We start from the raw sequence: 22,136 nt of genomic DNA, 5'->3' as shown, positions 1-22,136 counted from the left end.
CATTAAAGCATAGGTGATTCGGTGGCGAAACGAAATCCGGATCATCGCCGGGCGGATACCGTCATATTTCTGTCAATTTTGACTCACTTGAATATGCCTTTTCGGCCTCCACCCGGGTTAACAGGCAAAAAGCCGGATAATCTGCTTTTCAAGCCGCGCAATGGCGATTATGCTTGAATTGTATGCCGCTATGGTGATGCCGTGCGCATGGCAATACAGCACCTCAGCCCGGATGCGCTGGTCGATCGTCTCGGTTGGCTTCCAGCTGGCGCATGAATTGCTGTGAGGAATATCGGCAGGCAACCGGAGGCGCGCTGCTGGACCGGGAAAACCGGTTTAGGGGGTCAATCATCGAATAAGGAAGCTGTTATGCGTCAAGGCCGTTCACCCCGTTTTGTCAGTCGTCTCACCCGTGACACCCTGGCGTTGATTATGGCCGGAGGGCGCGGCAGTCGGCTCAAGCAATTGACCCTGTGGCGCGCCAAACCGTCAGTCCCTTTCGGGGGCAAGTTCCGGATTATCGATTTCCCGCTTTCCAATTGTATCAATTCCGGTATCCGCCGTATCGGGGTTCTGACCCAGTACAAGGCCCATTCACTGATTGTCCATATCCAGCAGGGCTGGGGGATGCTGCGTGGCGAGTTTGGCGAGTTCGTCGAACTGCTGCCCGCCCAGCAACGCATCGAGACCTCCTGGTACGCCGGCACCGCCGATGCCATCTACCAGAATATCGACATCATCCGCAATCATGACCCTGAATATGTCCTCGTTCTGGCCGGCGACCATATCTACAAGATGGACTACGGCGCGATGCTCGCCTTTCATGTGGAACAGCAGGCCGATATTACCGTCGGCTGCCTTGAGGTTCCGATCGAGGATGCCTCCAGCTTCGGGGTCATGGATATCGATAAGGAGCATCGTATCCACCACTTTCTGGAAAAACCGGAACATCCCCCCGCCCTGCCCGACGACCCGAGCAAATCGCTCTGCTCCATGGGCATCTATGTCTTTAACAAGGACTTTCTGATCGAGCGCCTGCTGGAAGATGCCGACGATGTCCAGTCCAGTCACGACTTTGGCAAGGATGTAATTCCCGGCCTGATTGACAACTACCGGGCCTCAGCCTATGCCTTTCGCGATCCGGTCAGTGGCAACAAGGGCTATTGGCGGGATGTCGGAACAGTGGACGCCTTCTGGGAGGCCAATATGGAACTGATTGGCATTACCCCGGAACTCAATCTGTATGATCTGGATTGGCCCATCTGGACCTATCAGGAACAGCTACCTCCCGCCAAATTCATATTCGATGAGGACGGGCGCCGCGGTGAGGCCATCGACTCGATGGTTTCGGGTGGCTGTATTATCTCCGGGTCGACCGTACGCCACTCGCTGTTATTCTCCAGCGTGCGAGTGGAGTCCTACTCCCTGATCGAGGACTCACTGATTCTCCCCGAGGTTGAGATCGGCCAGCATTGCAAGATTCATCACGCGATCATCGAAAAGGGCTGTGTCATTCCCGATAACACCCAGATCGGAGTCAACCCAGAGGAAGACGCCAAACACTATTATATTACCCGAAAGGGCGTGGTACTGGTCACGCCGGAGATGCTGGGACAACAGATTCATCATGTCCGCTAAGCCCATCAATGTTGTCATCTACTGGCATATGCATCAGCCTGAATATCGTGATCTGCGCACCGGTCACTACCACCTTCCCTGGACCTATCTGCATACCATCAAGGATTATGTCGATATGGCGGCACACCTGGAAGTCAACCCGGCAGCACGGGCGGTGGTCAACTTCACTCCAACCTTGCTGGAGCAGATCGACGACTATGCCGAACAGATAGAGAATTTTTTCCTGCATGGAACACAAATCCGGGATCCGTTGCTCGATGCGCTCGCCCAGCCGATCATGCCCAGCGACCGGGAACAGCGTCTATCGCTGATCAAACAGTGTTTGCGAGCCAATGAAACCCGGCTGATCAATCGTTATCCCAACTATCGACGCCTGGCGGAGTTCGCCAGCTGGCTGGATGAGCACCCCGATGCCATTCTTTATCTCCATGATTATTTTTTGACGGATATTCTCACCTGGTTTCACATCGCCTGGCTGGGCGAGACCGTGCGCCGCAATAACCCGCAGGTACAGACCCTGATCGACAAGGGCACCAGTTTCAACCAGCATGACCGTCGCACTCTGTTGCGAATTATCGGCGATCTCTGCCGGGATGTGATCGGACGTTATCGCCGGCTCGCCGAGCAAGGCCAGGTAGAACTGTCGATGACCCCCTACGCCCACCCGATTGTCCCCCTGCTTCTGGATATCCATTCCGCCCGCGAGGCACTGCCGGATGTTGAACTCCCGACAGTGGAACAGTATCCCGGTGGCAAGGAGCGGGTTGACTGGCACATAGAGAAGGGGTTGGCGGTATTCGAGCAACACTTCGGTTTTCGACCTGCCGGCTGCTGGCCGTCAGAAGGCAGTATCAGTGAGGCGACCATTCACACTCTCAGTGATAAGGGGTTTGCCTGGCTGGCCAGTGGCGATACAGTCCTGCATAACAGTCTCCAGTCATCCGAAACACGGATTGACACACAATGCCTGCATACCGGTTACCGCTATAACGACACCTCGACCTGTTGTTTCTTCCGCGATGACGGCCTGTCCGATCTGATCGGATTTGATTACGCTACCTGGCATGCCGACGATGCGGTAGCCAACCTGATTCACCACCTGGAAAATATCGCCGGGGCTTGTCAGCAACACGCCAATCCGATCGTCTCGATCATTCTGGACGGGGAAAACGCCTGGGAGTTCTATCCGGAAAATGGCTATTATTTTCTGGATGCCCTGTATGCCGGCCTGGCTGAAAACCCGGCTATACATCTGACCACCTACAGCGCCTATCTGACGGATCAACCCGAGGTCACACCCCTGGATCGCGTGGTCGCCGGCAGCTGGGTCTATGGCACCTTTTCCACCTGGATTGGCGAAGCCGGAAAAAACCGCGCCTGGGAACTGCTGGTAGACGCCAAGCAGGCCTGCGATCAGCAATTGGCTGCCCGGGAGTTCACGCCTGAGATCCGGGAGCAGATTGCGATTCAGCTGGCAATTTGTGAAGGCTCTGACTGGTTCTGGTGGTTCGGCGATTACAATCCGGCCGAGTCGGTACGCGACTTTGATCACCTGTATCGTATCCAGCTATCCAATCTGTACAACTTGCTGGGTCTGGAACCCCCGGAGAGTCTGGGCGAGCCGATCTCCCTTGGCGGTGGCCAGCCCGCCGCCGGTGGCACCATGCGACGCGGCCAGGAAGAAAACTGAGTGCATCCGTTGTACCGACAACGTCGGGGCGGTGTTCTGCTGCATCCGACATCACTGCCCGGTCCGTTACCCCGCGGTCAGATCTGTCATGACGCCTATCGCTTTATCGATTTTCTGCAGCAGGCTGGTATCACTATCTGGCAAATGCTGCCACTGGGCCCTACCCATGCTGACGGTTCCCCCTATCTGGCACTCTCGGCACATGCCGGTAATCCCGAGCTGATCAGTCTTGACTGGTTGCAGGACCGCAAGCTGCTGGACAACCCGGCGCAGGTCACGGACTTCGTGCAACACCGCCAGCAACTCGAACAGGCCTGGAAGCGGTTCAACAGGCAAAGACCACGCGAGCTGTTTGCGGCCTATGAAGCGTTTGTTGCCCAGCAGGCCCACTGGCTGAATGATTACAGCCTGTTCATGGCCATTCGTGAATCACAACAGCATCGCGCCTGGACCGAATGGCCGCCTCCCTTGCGAGACCGCGAGACTTCCGCCCTACAGCGTAGCCGGAGCGAGCTGGCAGAAAGAGTCGAGTTCCAGTGCTTTTGCCAGTTTATCGTCTCTCAACAGTGGCGCGATCTGAAACAGTACGCCAACGAGCATGATGTAAAACTACTGGGCGATATACCGATTTATGTCTCCCTCGACAGCGCCGATGTCTGGGCGCAGCGGGAGCTGTTTACCCTGGACTCCGCGGGTCATCCGCAACAGGTCGCCGGTGTACCACCCGATTATTTTTCAGAAACCGGGCAACTCTGGGGGAACCCGCTTTATCGCTGGGCTGTCATGCAACAGGATAACTTCCTCTGGTGGCGGCAGCGCCTGCAGACCCAGTTGGCGCTATTCGATATCGTACGCATAGATCATTTTCGGGCTTTACGCGCGTTCTGGGCTGTCCCTGCCGGTGCAACAACCGCCATGGAAGGGCACTGGGTCGAAGCCCCCGGGGACGCACTGTTGGAGACACTGCACGAGAGCTTCCCCGAGCTCCCGCTGGTTGCCGAGGATCTGGGGATGATCACCGAGGAGGTCCATGCGCTGCGTAAGAAGTTCGGCCTGCCCGGCATGAAAATTCTGCAATTTGCCTTTGATGGCGACCCCAACAACCACTACCTGCCCCACCAGCACGAATTCGAATCATTGGTCTATACCGGAACCCACGACAATGACACCACCCTCTCCTGGTATCGACAGCTGAATGAACAGAGCCGCCGTCATGTCCGGGAGTATCTGGGACTGAGTGACGATACAACGATGCCCTGGCCATTAATCCGCAGCGCACTGGCCTCGGTCAGTTGCCTGGCGATCGTTCCAATGCAGGATCTCCTGGGGCTGGGCAGTGAACATCGCATGAACACCCCCGGCACACTGGAAGGCAACTGGCAATGGCGCTTCGACTGGGAACAACTACCCGTCGATCTCACCCAAAAACTCCGCCACCTATTACATTTGTATGGGCGACTGTGACCTGCAAAGAAGAGAATGACGCAGAGGCGAAAAGAAAGTAATAATTTTTAATTTTAAATGTTGGATTTTGAATGAAACCCTGTTCTGAAACTCAAAATTTAAAATTCAACATTCAAAATTATATCCTTTCGTCTCTGCGTTAATACTCTCAGATCCAGAGCATATACCCCATTTCAAAAGAATGGCTTAACAGTTCGTGCCAGGGATAGATTCGAAGCTTATAGTGATTCAGGCCGGGATTATTCGGTTTTAGATTCAGCTCGAAAACATGCTCATCATCCTGCAAGCCAGTATGCCTGAACTGATGTTGCTCGGAGGAAACAAACTTTCCGTCGTCATCCCTGTTTCCCACAATACACTCGACAACAACATCCTCGGCAACCAGTCCGTTGAGTCTGGCATGGACGATAATCGGTAAAGACTCGCCGTCGTGTATTTGTTGACGCACTTCGTCAACTCGACGAATACTGATGCCTTTCCAACTCTCGCGAATTTTTGCCTTCCATTCAGACAGTTTCCGTGCCGGGGCGCAATTATCATCGGATAAACGTGAATATTGATAACGCGCTGGAGCGTAAAAGTTTTTCACATAATCCACCACCATTCGCTGTGCATTAAAGCGCGGCAGGCAGCTTTTCATGGAGGCCTTCGACAGCCTCACCCAGCCCGACGAGTAACCCTGACTTCCATAGTCGTAATATAAGGGAATAACCTCGTTTTCCAGAATATCCAGCAGATCCGCAGATTCTTCCTGATCGCGCAAAGTGTCATCGGCATTACTGGCATGGGGATGAATCGCCCAGCCGTTCTCGCCATCGAAACCTTCGCCCCACCAGCCGTCCAGCACACTCAGGTTTATTACGCCATTGATCGCGGCCTTTTGCCCTGAGGTTCCACTGGCTTCGAGGGGATACTCCGGCGTATTGAGCCAGACATCGACACCGGTAACCAGCTTGCGGGCCAGCGCCATATCATAACCCTCGAGCATAATGATCTTGCCGATAAACTCGGGACGCAGGGAGTATTCATGTATGGTGCGGATCAGCTCCTGGCCGGGATTGTCCCGGGGATGGGCCTTGCCGGCAAACACAATCATCACCGGACGCTTTGGATTGTTCAGCAGTCGTGCCAAACGCTGTATATCGGAAAATAACAGGGCAGCGCGCTTGTAGGTCGCAAAACGACGGGCAAACCCCAGCACCAGGACATTTTGTTCCGGCTCACTGGTATAGCTTGTCAGGCGTTTCAGCTGTGCTTCGCTGAAGCCGGCGCGCTGGAAGCGCCGACGCGTACGCTTGTTAACATCCTCCAGCATCTGTGCTTTCAGCTCCTGGCGCAGACTCCAGTACCGATGGTCAGGAATGGAATCGATACATTCCCAATATTCCGGTTTATTCAGTTCACTGCGCCATTCACGAAAGCGCATGTCAAACAGATTGACCCATTCCCGGGCCAGAAAGGTGGGCACATGCACACCGTTTGTCACATAGGAAATCGGATTTTCATTGGCCGGTATCTGTGGCCAGACATACCCTTCCATATTTGAGGCCACGCCACCGTGAATCCGGCTGACACCGTTATGATAACGTGACCCACGCAGTGCCAGTGCGGTCATATTGAAGCTGCCGTTATTATTGGGTGAATCACCCAAAGCGAGAAATGTTGCCGGTTCGATATTCAACGATTTCACGTAATTCCTGAAATAACGGGTCATCTGATCAGCGTCAAACATATCATGCCCTGCCGATACCGGTGTGTGAGTCGTAAAAACCGTCCCGGCCGCAACCAGTTCCAGCGCGCTGTTGAAGTCCATGCCTTTATCAATATATTCCCGACACCGCTCTGGTATCTGAAATGCAGCATGTCCCTCGTTGATATGCCAGATTGTCGGCTCAATACCCATCGCCCGCAGGGCACGCACCCCGCCGATGCCGAGCACGATTTCCTGCTGAATACGTGTCGTACTGTCGCCGCCATACAGTTGGAAGGTGATACTGCGATCTTCGGCGCTATTCACTTCCAGATCGCTGTCGAGCAGATACAACTGGATATGACCGGCAGATGCCACCCATACCTTGAGTTTGACTCTACGTAACTCTATCTCCACCTGGACGCAAAACTCGTTCCCATCACTGTCACAGGCCGGCTGAACGACCAGTTCGTCAAAATTGGTTGGCGTATACTGCGCCAATTGGCTGCCACTGCCATCAATAAACTGGGTAAAGTAGCCTTGCCGGTACAGCAGCCCGACGCCAACAAACGGCACCCCCAGATCACTGGCGGCCTTGCAGTGATCACCGGCAAGAATCCCCAGCCCTCCGGAGTAAATCGGAAAACTCTCATGCAAACCGAACTCGGCACAAAAATAGGCAACCCGATCCTTTTCCGAATCCAGGTGCGCGGTTATTTCCGGGCTGACACCTTTTTCATGGTAGGTTCGAAAGGACGACATCACCCTTGAGTACTCTTCCATGAACAGATGATCCTTGATGGCCTCATCCAACTTGTTCTGGGCGATGCGGCGCAAAAATACCTTGGGATTATGATTGCAGGTTTCCCAGAGTTCATCATCCAGGCGATAAAACAGTCCGCGCACGTCGCGATCCCAGCTATACAGCAGATCATTGGCCAGATCCTGCAGCCCGCGGAGTTTCTCCGGCATATTGGGTCGGACTTCCAGCTGGAATAGTGTCTCGCTCATAAAGGGGTTCCTTACCTTTTATCGTAAAGGTGAATTTTCCAACAAGTATAGAACATCAGGTAATCACATTCGGTCCGCTGCGGCCGGTTTTTCGGCAGACCGGCAGCAGGCTTTCTCCTGCCTCCACCAAAGGTTGCAGAAATTCTTCCGTGAACAGACCCAGTTGGCCGGTCGGTGGCTCATACTGCTCGAAATAGAGCCGCAAGGTCGCCCCTTCGGTACCGGTGCCCGACAAACGCACCACAATCCGCGCCTGCTCACCGAAGAACAGGCGGATGCCCTGGTGCTCACTGAGGCTACCGTCCACCGGGTCCTTATAGCAGAAATCGTCCGCCCGGGTGATGACAAAATCGGCAATCCGCTGTCCGGGCAACTCCATCAGCCGTCCACGCAGCTCGCTGACCAGCTGTTCGGCAATAGCACTGTCGATATTTTCATAATCGTGCCGGGTATAATAGTCCCGGCCATACTCTTGCCAGTGTGAGGCGACGATCGCCGCCACCGATTGCTTGCGAACCGCCAGCAGATTCAGCCAGAACAGAACGGCCCAGAGCCCGTCCTTTTCGCGAATATGCCCGGACCCGGTGCCGAAGCTCTCCTCCCCGCAAAAGGTAATCCGTCCGTCATCCAGCAGGTTGCCGAAAAACTTCCAGCCGGTGGGCGTCTCGTAACAGGTCACACCCAGCCGTTCGGCAACCCGATCAACCGCCCGGCTGGTCGGCATGGAGCGGGCCACACCGAGGATGCCGTCGCGATAGCCGGGGATCCGATGCGCGTTGGCCACCATCACCGCGAGGCTGTCACTGGGCGTGACAAAAAATTGACGACCCAGAATCATGTTCCGATCACCGTCTCCGTCCGAGGCCGCACCCAGCTCCGGGGCGCCTGAATCCCGGTTCATGATAGCCAGCAGCTGATCGGCATGGACCAGATTGGGATCCGGATGTGCGCCACCAAAATCGGGCAGAGGATCGGCGTTTAACAGGCTGCTTTGCGGGGCGCCCAGGCGCTGTTGAAAAATCTCGCGGGCATAGGGACCGGTAATGGCATGCATGGCATCATAGGCGATATGCAATTCTCCGGCGGCAAACTGCTGGCGGATAAGTTCAAAATCAAACAGTTGCTCCATCAGGTCGCTGTAATCACCGACCGAGTCGATAATTTCGATGCAACTGTCGCCAAACTGATAGGTTGTGCACTCGTGGAGTGGCACGGCATCCAGCTCGGCAATATGGTATTGCTCCAGAGTGGAAGCCAGCTGGTAAATCCGGTTGGTAATATTCTCCGGCGCCGGCCCCCCGTTACGGGTATTGAACTTGATACCGAAATCGCCCTGCGGCCCACCCGGATTGTGGCTGGCGGAGAGGATAATACCGCCATCGAGCTGATACTTGCGGATCAGCAGTGACGCCGCCGGCGTGGACAAATAGCCGTGCCGCCCCACCACTATCCGGCGAAAACCGTTACCCAGCGCCATGCGCAAGATGGTCTGAATCGCCGTATCATTGTAATAGCGGCCGTCACCGCCGATCAGCAGGCTGCGGCGCTGATCCGGTGCCAGGCTGTCAAAAATCGACTGGGTAAAGTTCTCCAGATAATGGGCTTGTTGAAAATGCGTCACCCGCTTGCGCAAGCCCGAGGTGCCGGGGGCCTGATCCTGATAGGCTCGGGTATTCACCGTTTTAATTTGCATACACTCATCTCTGGCTGGGTAAATTTCAGGACCGGGATCCGACCGGGAACCGAGGACGCTTTATAACACGATTTGCGCGCAGGCACCCTATCCGTACCGTCGGGGGAACAGAGTGCTGAGCACCGTTCTGCGCCCTGTTCGGGAGGGTCCCAGGGCCCCACAAGCCCCCGGGCTCGGCTCCGGCAGAGACGTTTTGCCAGACCGGGAAGCTACCGCCCCCCCCCTGAAATCCGTTTCAGTCTGTGCTAGGATCGCGCATTATTAACGCAATCGGGCTTCTTTCATTCCCACTTCGCAGGCTCCCTGACCGTATTGGTGTTTGAACGACAGTACCTCCAAAAATCAACAGAATTTCCAAGGAATACCTATGCAAATCTCCGAAAACAAGGTCGTCACAATCGACTATACCCTCAAAGATGACACCGGCAACGTGCTGGATTCCTCTCAGGGCGGCCCCGGCCTGGCCTATCTGCATGGCGCTGGTAATATTATTCCCGGCCTGGAAAACGCCCTGGTGGGCAAGAGTGAAGGTGATTCACTCAACGTCAGTGTGCAGCCGGATGACGCCTATGGTCAGCGCGATGACAGCATGATCCAGACCGTCCCGAATGACATGTTCGAAGGCACTGAAGTCCAGGTTGGTGCGCAGTATCAGGCCATGACCCCGGAAGGCCAGCCGCTGACCATTACCGTGATGGACATCAAGGATGACGGTGTGGTCATCGATGGCAACCACCCGCTGGCGGGCCAGGCCCTGCACTTCGACGTGACCATCACCGAAGTCCGTGAACCCACCCAGGAAGAGCTGGACCACGGCCACGTCCACGGTCCGGGCGGTCACGAGCACGAATAAATCAGCCGACTGCGACCATGAAAAAAGCCGGGCACTGCCCGGCTTTTTTGTTGTAGGGTGAGTCCAGGCTGTGGAGAAACCACTGAAGACACGGAAAACACCGAAGTCACCGAAGAACTCAACTACCCATTTCAGTGTGTTCAGTGCTCTCGGTGTGTTCGGTGGTAGGCTTTGACGTACCTGGGAACTTCAATCAGGCGGAGACCTGCTGACTGGCCTTGAGTGCCCGAACCTGCTGTTTCATCAGGTCGACGATAGCATAGATACCGACATGACGGTTTGGCGAGAGGTGTTCATCGAGCTTGAGCTTTTCAAAAAACTCGTCCACATCCAGCGCCTCGATCTCGTCCGCCCTGCGATCCTCGACAAGTTGGATTAACAGAGCCAATACCCCCTTGATAATACTGGTATCGCAATCACCATGGAAACGAATCAGTTCGGGATTGTCCGGGCTGGGATAGGCGTGGACCCAGACCTGGCTCATACAGCCCTTGACCTTATTGTCCTCAATACGGGCTTCTTCCGGCAGAGGTGGCAATTTTTCACCCAGCTCGGTCAGGTATTGATAACGCTGATCCCAGTCCCCCAGTAATTCAAAGGTATCGACGATATCGTCAAGCGACGTCATGCGTGCTCCTGCCGGTGGGTTCAGACGCTGAAGGATTCACCGCAACCACACATATCCTTGATATTCGGGTTGCGAAATTCAAAACCTTCGTTAATGGCATTGGTTTTCATGTAGTCCACTTCTGTCCCATCGATATTACCCAGGCTCTGCTTGTCCACAACAACCTTTACACCGTGACTTTCGAAGACGACATCGTCATCACTGACCTCGTCGGCATAATCGACGACATACGCAAAGCCGGTGCAACCCGATTTGCGGGTAGCCAGACGCAGTCCGACGCCACTGCCGCGCTTGCCCAGCATGGCTTCAACGTGTTTGGCGGCACTTTCGGTTAATGCAACAGCCATAAATTACCTCCTGTTTACAACAAGCCCAATGTTAAACGTGCTTCTTCAGTCATGCGATCGATGGTCCACGGTGGATCCCAGACCAGCTCGACTTCGGCATCGTTGACACCTTCAACACTCTTGACGGTTTGTTCCACCTGCCCCGGCATGGAGCCGGCAACCGGACAACCCGGCGTAGTCAGGGTCATAGTGACAAAAACCTTGTTATCCTGATCGATATGCAGTTCGTAAATCAACCCCAGCTCGTAAATATTCACCGGGATTTCCGGGTCATAAATCGTCTTCAGTGCTTCGACGATTCGCTCTTCCAGGGGGGCGTCACTGTCTGCAACGGGACCACCTCCGCTTGTCTCGACCTGTGGCTGGAACAAAACTCGTCTGGCGCTCATTATGCCACCTCTTCAGCTTGCAACTGTTCATTTACCACCTGCTCCAGGGCTCCATGCAGTCTTTCCTGTACATGCTGGCGCAGGGGCTCGATTTCAATGGTATCGATAATTTCGTCTGCAAAACCGAGGCACAGCATTTTCTGTGCCGTGGCGGTCTCGATGCCGCGTGAACGCATGTAGTAGATCTGCTGCGGATCCAGCTGACCAACGGTAGTGCCGTGACTGCACTTGACGTCATCCGCATAGATTTCCAGCTGGGGCTTGGTATCCACCTCGGCGGTGCGGGTCAGCATGAGATTGGCGTTGTGCAGATGGGCATCGCTCTTCTGGGCGTTCTTGTCGACCAGAATACGGCCATCGAAAACGGCCCGGCCTTTGCCATACAGAAGACCGCGAAAATTCTCCTCACTGGCACAATGCGGCCTGGCATGATCGATATCCAGATGAAAATCGGTCAATTGTTTCTCACCCACTGTATACAGCCCGTTGAGACGGCATTCCGCTTCCTCATCAAGGAATTTAACCTTGTATTCGGTCCGCGCCCAGGCACCACCCAGTGCCACTGCCGTGCCACGGTAGCGGCTCCGTTTCTGTTGGGAGAGAAACAGATTACTCAGATGATACGCCTGGCTGCTTTCGTCCTGAACCCGATGATGAGTCAAGGACGCGGATTCATTGAGAATGATCTCGCTCAGATTGTTGTTGAAATAAACGGACTGGCCGGTGCTGACAAAGCGCTCGATCAGGGTCGCCTCGCTGCAGGCGTCCATCACCACCAGATTACGGGGATGGGCAACCACGGCATCTTCCAGCGCCAGACTGAGATACAGAACCTCGATGGGCTTGTCCAGCTTCACATTGGATTCGACATGAATAAAGACGCCATCGTTGATCAAGGCGGTATTCAGAGCCGTGAACAGATGTTGAGAGTGATTGGCCGTTTGACCGAACCAGGTTGCCAGCAGATCCGGATCGGTCGTCAATGCCGCGCGCAGGCTGCCGACGCGCACACCTTCGGGTAATTCGCTGGTCCGGGAAAGGTGCGGAACACAACGGCCGTTGGCGAAGACCAGCCGATAACAATCCATCTCCGGCAGCAGCCAGTCCTCCAGATCCACCGACTGCAGCGCGGTAAACGGGTCATTGGCCGGCTGGAATTCCTGCTTCAGCAGGCCATCGATGCTGGTATAGCGCCACTCCTCCTGCTTGCGATACGGCACCGGCAGGGTGTTGATAGCCTGACGCGCCTGTTGCCGGGCATCGTCGAGCCAGCCGAGCTTTTCGCTCGGCAGCTCAACCTGACCGGATTGTGCCAGTTTCTCAAACCATTGACGGGACTGTTCGTTGCCTGCACTCATGCGGCTGCTCCCTCTTTGAGCCAGCTGTAGCCTTTCTCTTCGAGTTCGTGCGCCAGCTCCTTGCCGCCGGACCGTACGATGCGACCTTCGGACAGTACATGCACATAATCCGGCTGGATGTAGTCCAGCAGACGTTGATAATGCGTGACCAGCACCACGGAGCGTTCCGGGCCTCGCAGTGAATTGACCCCTTCTGCAACAATCCGCAAGGCATCGATATCCAGTCCGGAGTCGGTTTCATCCAGCAGCGCCAGCTTTGGCTCCAGCAGGGCCAGTTGCAGAATTTCGTTACGTTTTTTCTCACCACCGGAGAAACCGGCGTTGACGCTGCGCTTGAGCAGTTTCTCGTCCAGCTCGACCAGTTTGGCCTTTTCCTTGACCAGTTGCATGAACTTGACCGAGTCCAGCTCTTCTTCACCGCGTGCGCGGCGAATCGCGTTCAGCGACTCTTTGAGAAACACCATGTTATTCACGCCGGGTAATTCCACCGGGTATTGCATGGCGAGGAACACGCCCTTGTGGGCCCGCTCCTCGGTTTCCAGTTCCAGCAGGTCTTCACCCTCGTACAGGATCTGCCCGTCGGTAACTTCATAGCCTTCGCGCCCGGAAAGGACGTAAGACAGGGTACTTTTTCCGGAGCCGTTGGGGCCCATGATGGCATGGACCTCGCCAGTACCGATTTCCAGGTTGAGGCCGTTAAGTATCGGCTTGCCTTCGATACTGACGTGCAGGTTTTTAATTGACAACATGTCGTTATCCTCCAAACTTGATTGGGTTAACCGACGGCACCTTCCAGGGTGACGTTGAGGAGCTTCTGTGCTTCGACAGCAAACTCCATGGGCAATTCATTGAAGACTTCCTTGCAGAATCCGTTGACGATCATCGACACGGCGTCTTCTTCAGACAGGCCACGCTGCCGACAATAGAACAACTGGTCTTCACTGATTTTCGAGGTGGTCGCTTCGTGTTCCATCTTGGCGGTGGGATTACGCACCTCGATATACGGATAGGTATGCGCCCCGCAGGTATCGCCAATCAGCAGCGAATCACACTGAGTGTGGTTGCGCGCGTTCTCCGCCCTGGGTGTCATGCGTACCAGCCCGCGATAGCTATTCTGGCCCTGGCCGGCGGAGATGCCCTTGGAGACGATGGTGCTTTTGGTATTGCGCCCCATGTGAATCATCTTGGTGCCGGTGTCAGCCTGCTGGCGACCCCGGGCCACGGCCACCGAGTAAAACTCGCCGGTGGAATCGTCACCGCGCAAAATGCAGCTGGGATACTTCCAGGTGATGGCCGAGCCGGTTTCCACCTGGGTCCAGGAGATGTGCGAACGATCGCCGCGGCAATCGCCACGCTTGGTCACAAAGTTGTAGATCCCGCCCTTGCCTTCGGCATTGCCGGGATACCAGTTCTGGACGGTCGAATATTTGATCCTGGCGTCGTCCATGGCAACCAATTCGACCACGGCGGCATGCAGCTGGTTCTCGTCGCGCATCGGCGCGGTGCAACCTTCCAGGTAACTGACATAGCTGGCTTCTTCGGCCACGATGAGGGTGCGTTCGAACTGGCCGGTGTTGGCCTCGTTAATCCGGAAATAGGTGGACAGCTCCATCGGGCAACGCACGCCCTTCGGGATATACACAAAGGTGCCGTCGGAGAAGACCGCCGCATTCATGCAGGCGAAGAAATTATCCGTATGCGGCACCACAGTACCCAGGTACTGCTTGATCAGATCCGGATAGTCCTGAACGGCTTCAGACATGGAGCAGAAGATCACGCCGGCTTCGGACAGTTTCTCCCGGAAGGTGGTGGCCACCGAGACGCTGTCGAATACCGCATCGACGGCGACCCCGGCCAGAGCCATCTGCTCTTCCAGCGGAATCCCCAGCTTGTTGTAGGTTTCGATCAGCTCCGGGTCGACCTCGTCCAGACTCTGGGGGCCGTCGCCGGCTTTTTTCGGCGCGGAATAATAAGAGATAGACTGATAGTCGATCGGCGGATAGTCCAGATGAGCCCAGCTGGGCTGCTCCAGGGTCAGCCAGTGCCGATACGCCTTGAGGCGCCACTCCAGCATCCACTCGGGCTCGTTCTTCTTGGCCGACAGGGCACGAATGACGTCTTCATTGAAACCCGGCGGGAAGGTGTCGGACTCGATCTCGGTGATAAAACCGTGCTCGTAACCACGATCAATGAGTTCATCCACTGTATTGGGTGTCGCCGTCATCCTCGATAACCTCCGGACTATTTCCGAGTAATTTACTAGGTTTTATACTGGCCTGGTGATGAAATTTCAACGCCTTATCTTGTAAGGTTATATGTTGAGTATTTTACTTGGTTTTTAACCGGAAAGCAGCCTCACCAGGACAATTTCTTGATCTGGGGGCGACACACGCCTGTTTAAAGACGAGAGCACCCTGCAAAATCGAGTCATTTATCCGGTAGCAACAGGAAGCCGACTCGGTAAAGGTATCGGCCCATTGACGACGGGGCTCCTCCAGTCGCGATATGCAAAAGCTATTTTACCTTGGGGAAAGCATTATTGCGAATACACGAAGCGGCTTTGTCCCGCCTGGCGCGTGGCTAGCGAGAACAACAGTCCCCGTTTTCCAGACTTACACTCTTTGGCCAAACGAGTGGCCGATCATCAGGGTCAACGAACCCACTTCCAGTGCAAGATAACAATGAAACCCAACCGCCAGAGACAAAGAAAGCCGGAAAAACCGGCCTTTTTGTTGTTTGGTAGCGGGGAGAGGATTTGAACCTCTGACCTTCGGGTTATGAGGGGTCCCGGTTTTTCTTTTTCATCAATGACTTAGAGCGTTTCTTTTGGGGAAAACCAGTACTATATTTCCCCATTTTATGCGGGTTTCCGAGTGCTTTTGGGGAAATCAAATCGTGCAAATATGGCGCCCTCTCCCCGACCATAATCCCTTATAAAAAAGTTTTGTGATATCTGATTCAATCCTCCCAGATCGACACCTACTCTTATCAGCCGTTATTATTATTTTGCTCTGGGACGGAATCCACCAGCCAGGACCGCCTTCCCCTTCTTGCGGAGAACGACCCACCTATTATCCGCGCAATATGCGGAGAATAGTGACTGGTCGCATCAATTAGGCCACCGCGTTATGCGGAGGAATACCAACCCGCAGTTGAAATACTACGGCATCGGCGCGGCGATGCTTCAATGAGGCCTCCGCGTTATGCGGAGGAATACCTGCCGGCCGGTTGTATAAGCTGGGAATCGATCCGGAAGCTTCAATGAGGCCTCCGCGTTATGCGGAGGAATACCTTTCGCCAGGGTGTCGGCATCGTCGAATTGCTGGCGGCTTCAATGAGGCCTCCGCGTTATGCGGAGGAATACAACAACGGCTGGTGCGCCCACTGCTCAACGCCAAGATGCTTCAATGAGGCCTCCGCGTTATGCGGAGGAATACAATACTGACCAACCGTGACATAGCCACCTTTGACCTTGCTTCAATGAGGCCTCCGCGTTATGCGGAGGAATACATACGTCCACGATTAAAAGAAAGCACAATATAGCCATGCTTCAATGAGGCCTCCGCGTTATGCGGAGGAATACCTACCTCCTAAACCACAAATTTCCTACAGAGCAGCAGCTTCAATGAGGCCTCCGCGTTATGCGGAGGAATACCAGATATGCAATGCACTATTTGGGAGGTGGGACGATGCTTCAATGAGGCCTCCGCGTTATGCGGAGGAATACCTCATTCGCTCATCATGTGTCTGGTTCGTATGCTCGCTTCAATGAGGCCTCCGCGTTATGCGGAGGAATACCTGGCACAGGAGATGGCAAAATGAATGATGTAGTGATGCTTCAATGAGGCCTCCGCGTTATGCGGAGGAATACTTGACCAGCCCCGCACCCTTGCTGTTCTTGATAGCGCTTCAATGAGGCCTCCGCGTTATGCGGAGGAATACTTAACCGGCTGGTGGATGGGTTGTGTGTGCAATGCCGGCTTCAATGAGGCCTCCGCGTTATGCGGAGGAATACCAGCGGCGTATTTTGCCGGAGGACGATGAAATACGGGCTTCAATGAGGCCTCCGCGTTATGCGGAGGAATACGGAAATCGAGGGCGGACTACCAAGAGACCAGGCCGAGCTTCAATGAGGCCTCCGCGTTATGCGGAGGAATACATGACTCACCTCCGTCTTTCTTGGTCAGCTTCTTACGCTGCTTCAATGAGGCCTCCGCGTTATGCGGAGGAATACGGGACACTTGCTGCTGAAGGGTACTATTATTCTGACGCTTCAATGAGGCCTCCGCGTTATGCGGAGGAATACGAAGGCCGTATCCAGACAGACAAGTGGACTGACAAGGCTTCAATGAGGCCTCCGCGTTATGCGGAGGAATACGAAGCCTACTTCGACCGTATCGTTGACGCCGGACAGGCTTCAATGAGGCCTCCGCGTTATGCGGAGGAATACCTTCCTCACTCATGCCGATCCAACATATCCACGATTGCTTCAATGAGGCCTCCGCGTTATGCGGAGGAATACCTTGAGGCGCTGGCCGACGAGGTAGGGGCCAACAAGCTTCAATGAGGCCTCCGCGTTATGCGGAGGAATACGTCCATCATCGCCATCGCATTCACATGCACACCACGGCTTCAATGAGGCCTCCGCGTTATGCGGAGGAATACAACAGCACACGCCAGTTGTCGTGCTGCGCCAGATCGCTTCAATGAGGCCTCCGCGTTATGCGGAGGAATACAGTCCCTTTGCAATCCCTTGCGCCAGGCGGCTTTGCGAGGCTTGGTGCGAGTAGTGATTAATCCTATACTCAACCCTGCCGCTATTCAAATCCATAACCATTTCTACCCTGGATTTCATACTGGTAATCAACAGGTTACACATCGCGAGCGCTCCCCGGGGTTTTGGCCAGCGTCCCAGCCCTCGCGACGCGCCGGCACAAAATTTACACGACGATCGGTTCACGCTGTACCGGCTCGAAGCCCGATTTGCCGAGGCTGACAACTTTGGGCGTGACAGCCGTCACCAGTCCCAGGTCCATCAGCAAAACATGATCTTCCTTGTGATGAATTATCTCGTCAAGCGTGGCCACCAGATCGGCGTGCCGCTGGCGGGTCAGCCGGCATTGAAAAACGGATAGTTGCAGCCATTCGCCATAGCCTTCCATCAGCTTGAAGACCGCGCGCCACCGTTTCGGGCAGGCAATGTCGTAGGTAATGATATAGATCCGTTCATCCATTGTGTTCACCGTGTCGTAAAGTTCGGATAGTCGTCCAGATCGTCCAGTAGATAGCGCCCCAGCAGTCGCGCCTGTAGTTCCAATAAGCGACGATAACTGACTTTGTAACCAAACAGCGGATGGGTCACTTCCTGGGCCATGCGTCGTTCGAAGGCGGTGATGAAGCGCTTGCGCCCGTCCGGTGTCAGGTTGACGCTGCCGGCGGCGCTGACAAAATCACTGGGACGTACCTCGCCGTTGTTGATTGCGGTCAGCACACTGGAGTCGGCCAGCAGGGGCCGAAACGGCTCCATCATATCCAGTGCCAGGGCCGGCCGACCGTAACGGGGTTGATGATAAAAACCGCGATAGAGGTCGAACCCCACCGCCGTCAGGGCCACCGACCAGCTCCGGGTCAGCAGACTGTAGGCATAGGAGAGCATGGCATTGACCGGGTCGGCCGGCGGACGACGGTTACGGCGGGTGAAGTCAAAGGCGAAACTGGCCGCGTCGCTCTCTTTTTTGATCAGATGCGTAAAGGCGCCGAAGTAGCGCGCGGCGGCCGTGCCTTCAATGCCCAGCAGTTCCGATAATGCATCGACCCGCAACGCCGCGTCGGCATCCCGCTTGAGCGCGGCGACAATCTCGTCCGGCAATTCCTCGCCCCGCCAGTTACGCCGCAATAAGGTCCGACTGTTGAGGATCTTGGCCCGCACCAGGCCTCGGGCCAGATGCAGGCAGGTTTTGTGGTCGAAACTGGTTTTGTATTGCGCGGTGCGCAGCTCGACGTTCTTGTGCCCCAGGCCCACCGTATGGCCGAGAAACCAGCCGCCGTAGGAGTGCCAGCTTATTGGTATCTCCCGGCGCATGAGTTCGTGCAGGGTCGGGGTGGTCACATAGACATTGCCCATCAGCACCAGTTGGGATACCTCGCCGAGACGGGCGTCGGTGACCTTTTTGTCATCCACCGACACCTCCAGCCGCTCGCCTTTTTTGGAGACCTTGGCGTGGGACGCCTGCACGTACAACGGCAGGGCGTGATCGTGGCCCACCGACATGGGCCGCGGCTCGATTTGCTGACCCTGGCGCAGGTAGTTGACCTCGTCGGGCAGGCAGATACTCACCAGCGAACAGCGCGGGCATTTGGGGCTGTCCTCCAGCGGCGGCGGCATCTGCCCGCCGGCGGCGATCAGCCGCAGGCCATCCACCGCCGCCATGGTTTGGGCGCGCAGCTCCTCGTCGAACACCACTTTGACCCGTTCCTTCGAACCGGCGAAGTAGAGCACCCCTTCGGGGCAGTGGTAGCCATGCTCTTCGAGAACCAGCCCCTGGATACAGAGCTGCACCCGCTCCGGATCGTAGGCCCCCTTCGCCACGTGGGGCCGCTTGCCGCGCTTGTAATCCACGGGAGTCACCGTGTCCCCCTCGGCCTCGACCAGATCCATTTTGGCGATCAGCCCCAGGCGGTTGGATGAGAGCGTGATGGAGCGGGCATGGAGTTTCTCCCCGTCGCCCTCCTCCTCCTCCCCGGCCGCAGGCAGATCGCCCGAGGGCTTGTCCACCCGTTTGTGCACATGTCGCCCCTGAACCGTGTCGGCCGAGTCGGCCCACTCGCCCTGCACCCACTCCAGATAGGCCAGCCGGGGACAGTAGCTGTACTCGTTCACCATCCGCGCCGGCAGCAGCGGCAGATCCCCGCTCAGTTCGGGAAACGGCAGCGGCAGTTCGCTTTGTTGCTCATCCATACCCGGCTCCCTGTTTGGCCAGTAACCTCTTAAAATATCGGAGAAATCGTCCCTCTCTTTAATATTCTGATCTTGAGGAAGCCCCGCTAGCCGTCCACAAACCCCATGACGCTGGGTAACACTTGCTCACGATCATTGTTTGCGCTAAATTATGTAATACATATCGTCATACATGGTGAACCACATGAGCGCAATCAGCCTCCGCCTGCCGGAAGAAATCGAAACCCGTCTGGCCGAAGAAGCCCGCGCCGAAGGCCGTCCCCGTTCCGAAGTGATTCGCGAGGCCATCGCCGAGTACCTGACCCGCCACGAGCGGGAACGGTATATGACCCGGATGGTCGAAGCCGCCCGGGCAATCGCCGAAGACCCCGCCGCCGGTGCCGAGACAAAGGCACTCGCGGAAGAAGCCATTGAGTCAGGCAACGAGGCGATGGATAGCGCGGAAGGCCGCCAACCGGGTGCGCCCTGGCCGAAGGAATCCGATGAAAACTGGTGGCGCTGATGCGCCGGGGCGAAATCTGGATCGCCAGGCTCAATCCCAATCAGGGCGCCGAAGCAGGCAAATTGAGGCCGGTCATCATCCTGCAGGATGATGCCCTGCTCGCCAGCGAACTGCCTACCGTCATCGTCATTCCGCTTACGACGCAATTCCGTCCCGCCTTCGAGCCTCTGCGGCTGCGGATCGCCGCTCGCGACCGGCTACTCAAGGATTCCTACGCCATGGTGGAACAACCCCGCGCCCTGGATCGCAGCCGCTTCGGCGATGGGCCACTGACCACACTCAGCCCGGAAGAAATGGCCGCTGTCGAAAAAAGCCTCAAGGCCGTACTGGGGATAGCAGAAACAGCATATTTACAATGAGGCCACCGCACCCCGCCCCGAAGGTGCGGTGGAAAATTTAGATTCCGAATTGTTAAAGAGCGTTCAAACCTTATTCGGTTGGTTTGAACAGACCCAGACCGAAGTGGCAGCCAAAACCGAGTGCCAGTGGACCTTCGATCGGTTCCGCAAAGATCAATCGCCAGAACCCGCCAAGCCGATCCGGTTGCTGCAGTCCCCGTTTGGTGCGAAAACGCTGGAAATGAATTGGCCCTCGTTGACGTCGACCAACTCGGATACTTTCAATTCGTTGTAATTCGACTAGCTCCGGAAGTCCCCGCTTGCGGCATTCGCGACGCATCTGCTCCTCGACGCCGAAGCCTTTTTTTGCATGCCACGGGTGCAGATATGGTGTTAATGATATCCAAGCAGCTGATTGCGAAGATAACGGTTCTGTAGAGCTATCGTCACCGATACTTTCCAGTATCAGCCGCCATTCATGTCCGCCTGGCTGCCAGATTTTGCGTAATCCCTCAATAGTATGCCGGGCTTCGCTCCCAAATCCTGCAGGCACATGAATCAGCACGCGATCGATTCGACCATCGCCATCGGCATCCCAGGGCAAATAAAAGGCATGTTCGTGGCGACTATCCGCGGGCAACCCGTGACCAGAGAATTGCGGTGGCGCCAGATGATTTCCTTTTTCATCCTTGCCGAAGCGAGACATCACCGCACGGCGGACAAGCTCCCCGATTCGCACACTTTCTTCTACACGTGGCAACGGTTTACCCACCACCAAAAAGCGCGCGGTCGTAACTGTCGGTAACGTTGTCTGGCGTGGACGACGAACCGGCCGCAATGCATCGGTAGGCCTCACATAACTGATCTTTTGCGCCGCTGGCGGCAGGTTCCAGCCTGCTTTTTGTAAATCGGCGTTTTCCACGCAGAGGGCGTTGAGCCATTGCTCCGGCAAGGTCACGACAAGTTTCTTGGACTGTTTTTTACCCGAAAGAAAATGTTGCCGTCGTTCGTTATAATTTGCAGGGGATAATGCTGCCTGCAATTCAATCACCTCCCCAAGCAATTCTCCCGTACTGCGGTCAACGGTATTATCGCCAGGAACACAATTGGGCTCGGGCGGTTCCTCAACGCGTTGCGCCTCCACCCAGGATTCTGCCCGCCCCAAATAACCGAGGTTTTCCAACAGTCTGTCGAGCAGGCCGAGTTGATCTTCCGATAATTCAAGATCCGGCCAGATGCAATACAACGGCGAGTCCCGACCCACCACTGCAAAAGCATCGAATACCAGCGAAGTATCCCCCGCTTTCCATTGCGGCAAATAGTGCCGTGTATGGCTATGACTGGCGGGTGGCAGTGCATACTGTGGCGGTGTGGTGGCAAGCTGCTCAAGCAATGCGATGAGAGTTTGCTCATCGTCTTGCACCTGATTTGCAAGCTTGTGGTGCCAGGTGGCGATCAGCGCACGAAGCAGCCGCCAGGGTTCCGGCGGCCACGCCACATCGCCTTCATTGACATGCCGACCCCAGGGCGTGGCGTGGTAGCGACCGGCCGGGAAAGTAAAACGCAGCGCGAGCATG

At 55.7% G+C, this 22,136-nt stretch carries 17 protein-coding genes and 1 CRISPR repeat array; of the genes, 6 read left to right on the top strand and 11 right to left on the bottom strand.

Translation table 11 applies throughout. The features are described from left to right. The first annotated feature begins 369 nt into the window (after positions 1-369). Genes glgC through malQ form a run of 3 tightly spaced genes read left to right on the top strand, consistent with a single transcriptional unit; the run spans position 370 to position 4,792 of the window. On the top strand, positions 370-1,638 hold the full coding sequence (gene glgC / locus U5J94_RS09535) for a glucose-1-phosphate adenylyltransferase (RefSeq protein WP_322565408.1): 1,269 nt from the start codon (positions 370-372) through the stop codon (positions 1,636-1,638). Continuing rightward, entirely contained in the window at positions 1,628-3,328 is a 1,701-nt protein-coding gene (locus tag U5J94_RS09530) for a glycoside hydrolase family 57 protein (RefSeq protein ID WP_322565407.1), read from the top strand. The genes glgC and U5J94_RS09530 overlap by 11 nt, the downstream gene beginning before the upstream one ends. After that, entirely contained in the window at positions 3,329-4,792 is a 1,464-nt protein-coding gene (gene malQ / locus U5J94_RS09525) for a 4-alpha-glucanotransferase (RefSeq protein WP_322565406.1), read from the top strand. It abuts the gene before it with no gap. A 148-nt stretch (positions 4,793-4,940) separates the two neighbouring features. Here malQ and glgP read toward each other — a convergent pair whose 3' ends face one another. Both glgP and U5J94_RS09515 read right to left on the bottom strand, forming a co-directional pair. Continuing rightward, positions 4,941-7,493, bottom strand: a complete 2,553-nt coding sequence (glgP, locus tag U5J94_RS09520; RefSeq protein WP_322565405.1) for an alpha-glucan family phosphorylase — start codon at positions 7,491-7,493, stop codon at positions 4,941-4,943. A gap of 55 nt (positions 7,494-7,548) precedes the next feature. Next, positions 7,549-9,186: an alpha-D-glucose phosphate-specific phosphoglucomutase gene (locus U5J94_RS09515; RefSeq protein ID WP_322565404.1), complete on the bottom strand. Its 1,638-nt coding sequence runs from the start codon at positions 9,184-9,186 to the stop codon at positions 7,549-7,551. A gap of 367 nt (positions 9,187-9,553) precedes the next feature. On the opposite strand from U5J94_RS09515, the gene U5J94_RS09510 reads away from it, so the two are divergent. Continuing rightward, on the top strand, positions 9,554-10,039 hold the full coding sequence (locus U5J94_RS09510) for a peptidylprolyl isomerase (RefSeq protein ID WP_322565403.1): 486 nt from the start codon (positions 9,554-9,556) through the stop codon (positions 10,037-10,039). Positions 10,040-10,232: 193 nt separating this feature from the next. Here U5J94_RS09510 and U5J94_RS09505 read toward each other — a convergent pair whose 3' ends face one another. From U5J94_RS09505 to cas1, 8 genes are all read right to left on the bottom strand, one after another. Continuing rightward, complete coding sequence (locus U5J94_RS09505; protein ID WP_322565402.1) at positions 10,233-10,667, bottom strand: SufE family protein; 435 nt, start codon at positions 10,665-10,667, stop codon at positions 10,233-10,235. 20 nt (positions 10,668-10,687) lie between these two features. After that, positions 10,688-11,014 (bottom strand): iron-sulfur cluster assembly accessory protein, encoded by a 327-nt coding sequence (locus U5J94_RS09500; RefSeq protein WP_322565401.1) that lies wholly within the window; start codon positions 11,012-11,014, stop codon positions 10,688-10,690. Positions 11,015-11,028: 14 nt separating this feature from the next. Next, on the bottom strand, positions 11,029-11,403 hold the full coding sequence (locus U5J94_RS09495; RefSeq protein WP_322565400.1) for an SUF system Fe-S cluster assembly protein: 375 nt from the start codon (positions 11,401-11,403) through the stop codon (positions 11,029-11,031). Next, complete coding sequence (sufD, locus tag U5J94_RS09490; protein WP_322565399.1) at positions 11,403-12,761, bottom strand: Fe-S cluster assembly protein SufD; 1,359 nt, start codon at positions 12,759-12,761, stop codon at positions 11,403-11,405. The genes U5J94_RS09495 and sufD overlap by 1 nt, the downstream gene beginning before the upstream one ends. Further along, positions 12,758-13,510, bottom strand: coding sequence for a Fe-S cluster assembly ATPase SufC (sufC, locus tag U5J94_RS09485; protein ID WP_322565398.1), 753 nt, complete (start codon positions 13,508-13,510; stop codon positions 12,758-12,760). Before sufC ends, sufD begins: the two co-directional genes overlap by 4 nt. A gap of 26 nt (positions 13,511-13,536) precedes the next feature. After that, positions 13,537-14,985: a Fe-S cluster assembly protein SufB gene (gene sufB / locus U5J94_RS09480; protein WP_322565397.1), complete on the bottom strand. Its 1,449-nt coding sequence runs from the start codon at positions 14,983-14,985 to the stop codon at positions 13,537-13,539. Positions 14,986-15,867: 882 nt separating this feature from the next. Further along, positions 15,868-17,497: direct repeats of the CRISPR family, unit length 36 nt; unit sequence GCTTCAATGAGGCCTCCGCGTTATGCGGAGGAATAC. Positions 17,498-17,701: 204 nt separating this feature from the next. Next, positions 17,702-17,995: a CRISPR-associated endonuclease Cas2 gene (gene cas2, locus U5J94_RS09475; protein WP_322565396.1), complete on the bottom strand. Its 294-nt coding sequence runs from the start codon at positions 17,993-17,995 to the stop codon at positions 17,702-17,704. Positions 17,996-18,000: 5 nt separating this feature from the next. Beyond that, positions 18,001-19,719 carry a CRISPR-associated endonuclease Cas1 gene (cas1, locus tag U5J94_RS09470; RefSeq protein WP_322565395.1) on the bottom strand — a complete coding sequence of 573 codons (1,719 nt, stop codon included), beginning with the start codon at positions 19,717-19,719 and terminating at the stop codon, positions 18,001-18,003. A 184-nt stretch (positions 19,720-19,903) separates the two neighbouring features. Here cas1 and U5J94_RS09465 point away from each other — a divergent pair, with 184 nt between their 5' ends. Beyond that, on the top strand, positions 19,904-20,221 hold the full coding sequence (locus tag U5J94_RS09465) for a ribbon-helix-helix protein, CopG family (protein WP_322565394.1): 318 nt from the start codon (positions 19,904-19,906) through the stop codon (positions 20,219-20,221). Next, positions 20,221-20,580 carry a type II toxin-antitoxin system PemK/MazF family toxin gene (locus U5J94_RS09460; RefSeq protein WP_322565393.1) on the top strand — a complete coding sequence of 120 codons (360 nt, stop codon included), beginning with the start codon at positions 20,221-20,223 and terminating at the stop codon, positions 20,578-20,580. The genes U5J94_RS09465 and U5J94_RS09460 overlap by 1 nt, the downstream gene beginning before the upstream one ends. A gap of 70 nt (positions 20,581-20,650) precedes the next feature. Here U5J94_RS09460 and csb2 read toward each other — a convergent pair whose 3' ends face one another. Further along, positions 20,651-22,135 carry a type I-U CRISPR-associated protein Csb2 gene (csb2, locus tag U5J94_RS09455; protein WP_322565392.1) on the bottom strand — a complete coding sequence of 495 codons (1,485 nt, stop codon included), beginning with the start codon at positions 22,133-22,135 and terminating at the stop codon, positions 20,651-20,653. Position 22,136 lies beyond the last annotated feature (1 nt).

Origin of the sequence: Thiohalophilus sp., from assembly GCF_034522235.1 — a bacterium.
Taxonomy (GTDB): Bacteria; Pseudomonadota; Gammaproteobacteria; order UBA6429; family Thiohalophilaceae; genus Thiohalophilus.
The sequence above is the reverse complement of the archived record's forward strand: the minus strand, read 5'-3'. Positions and strand labels throughout refer to the sequence as shown.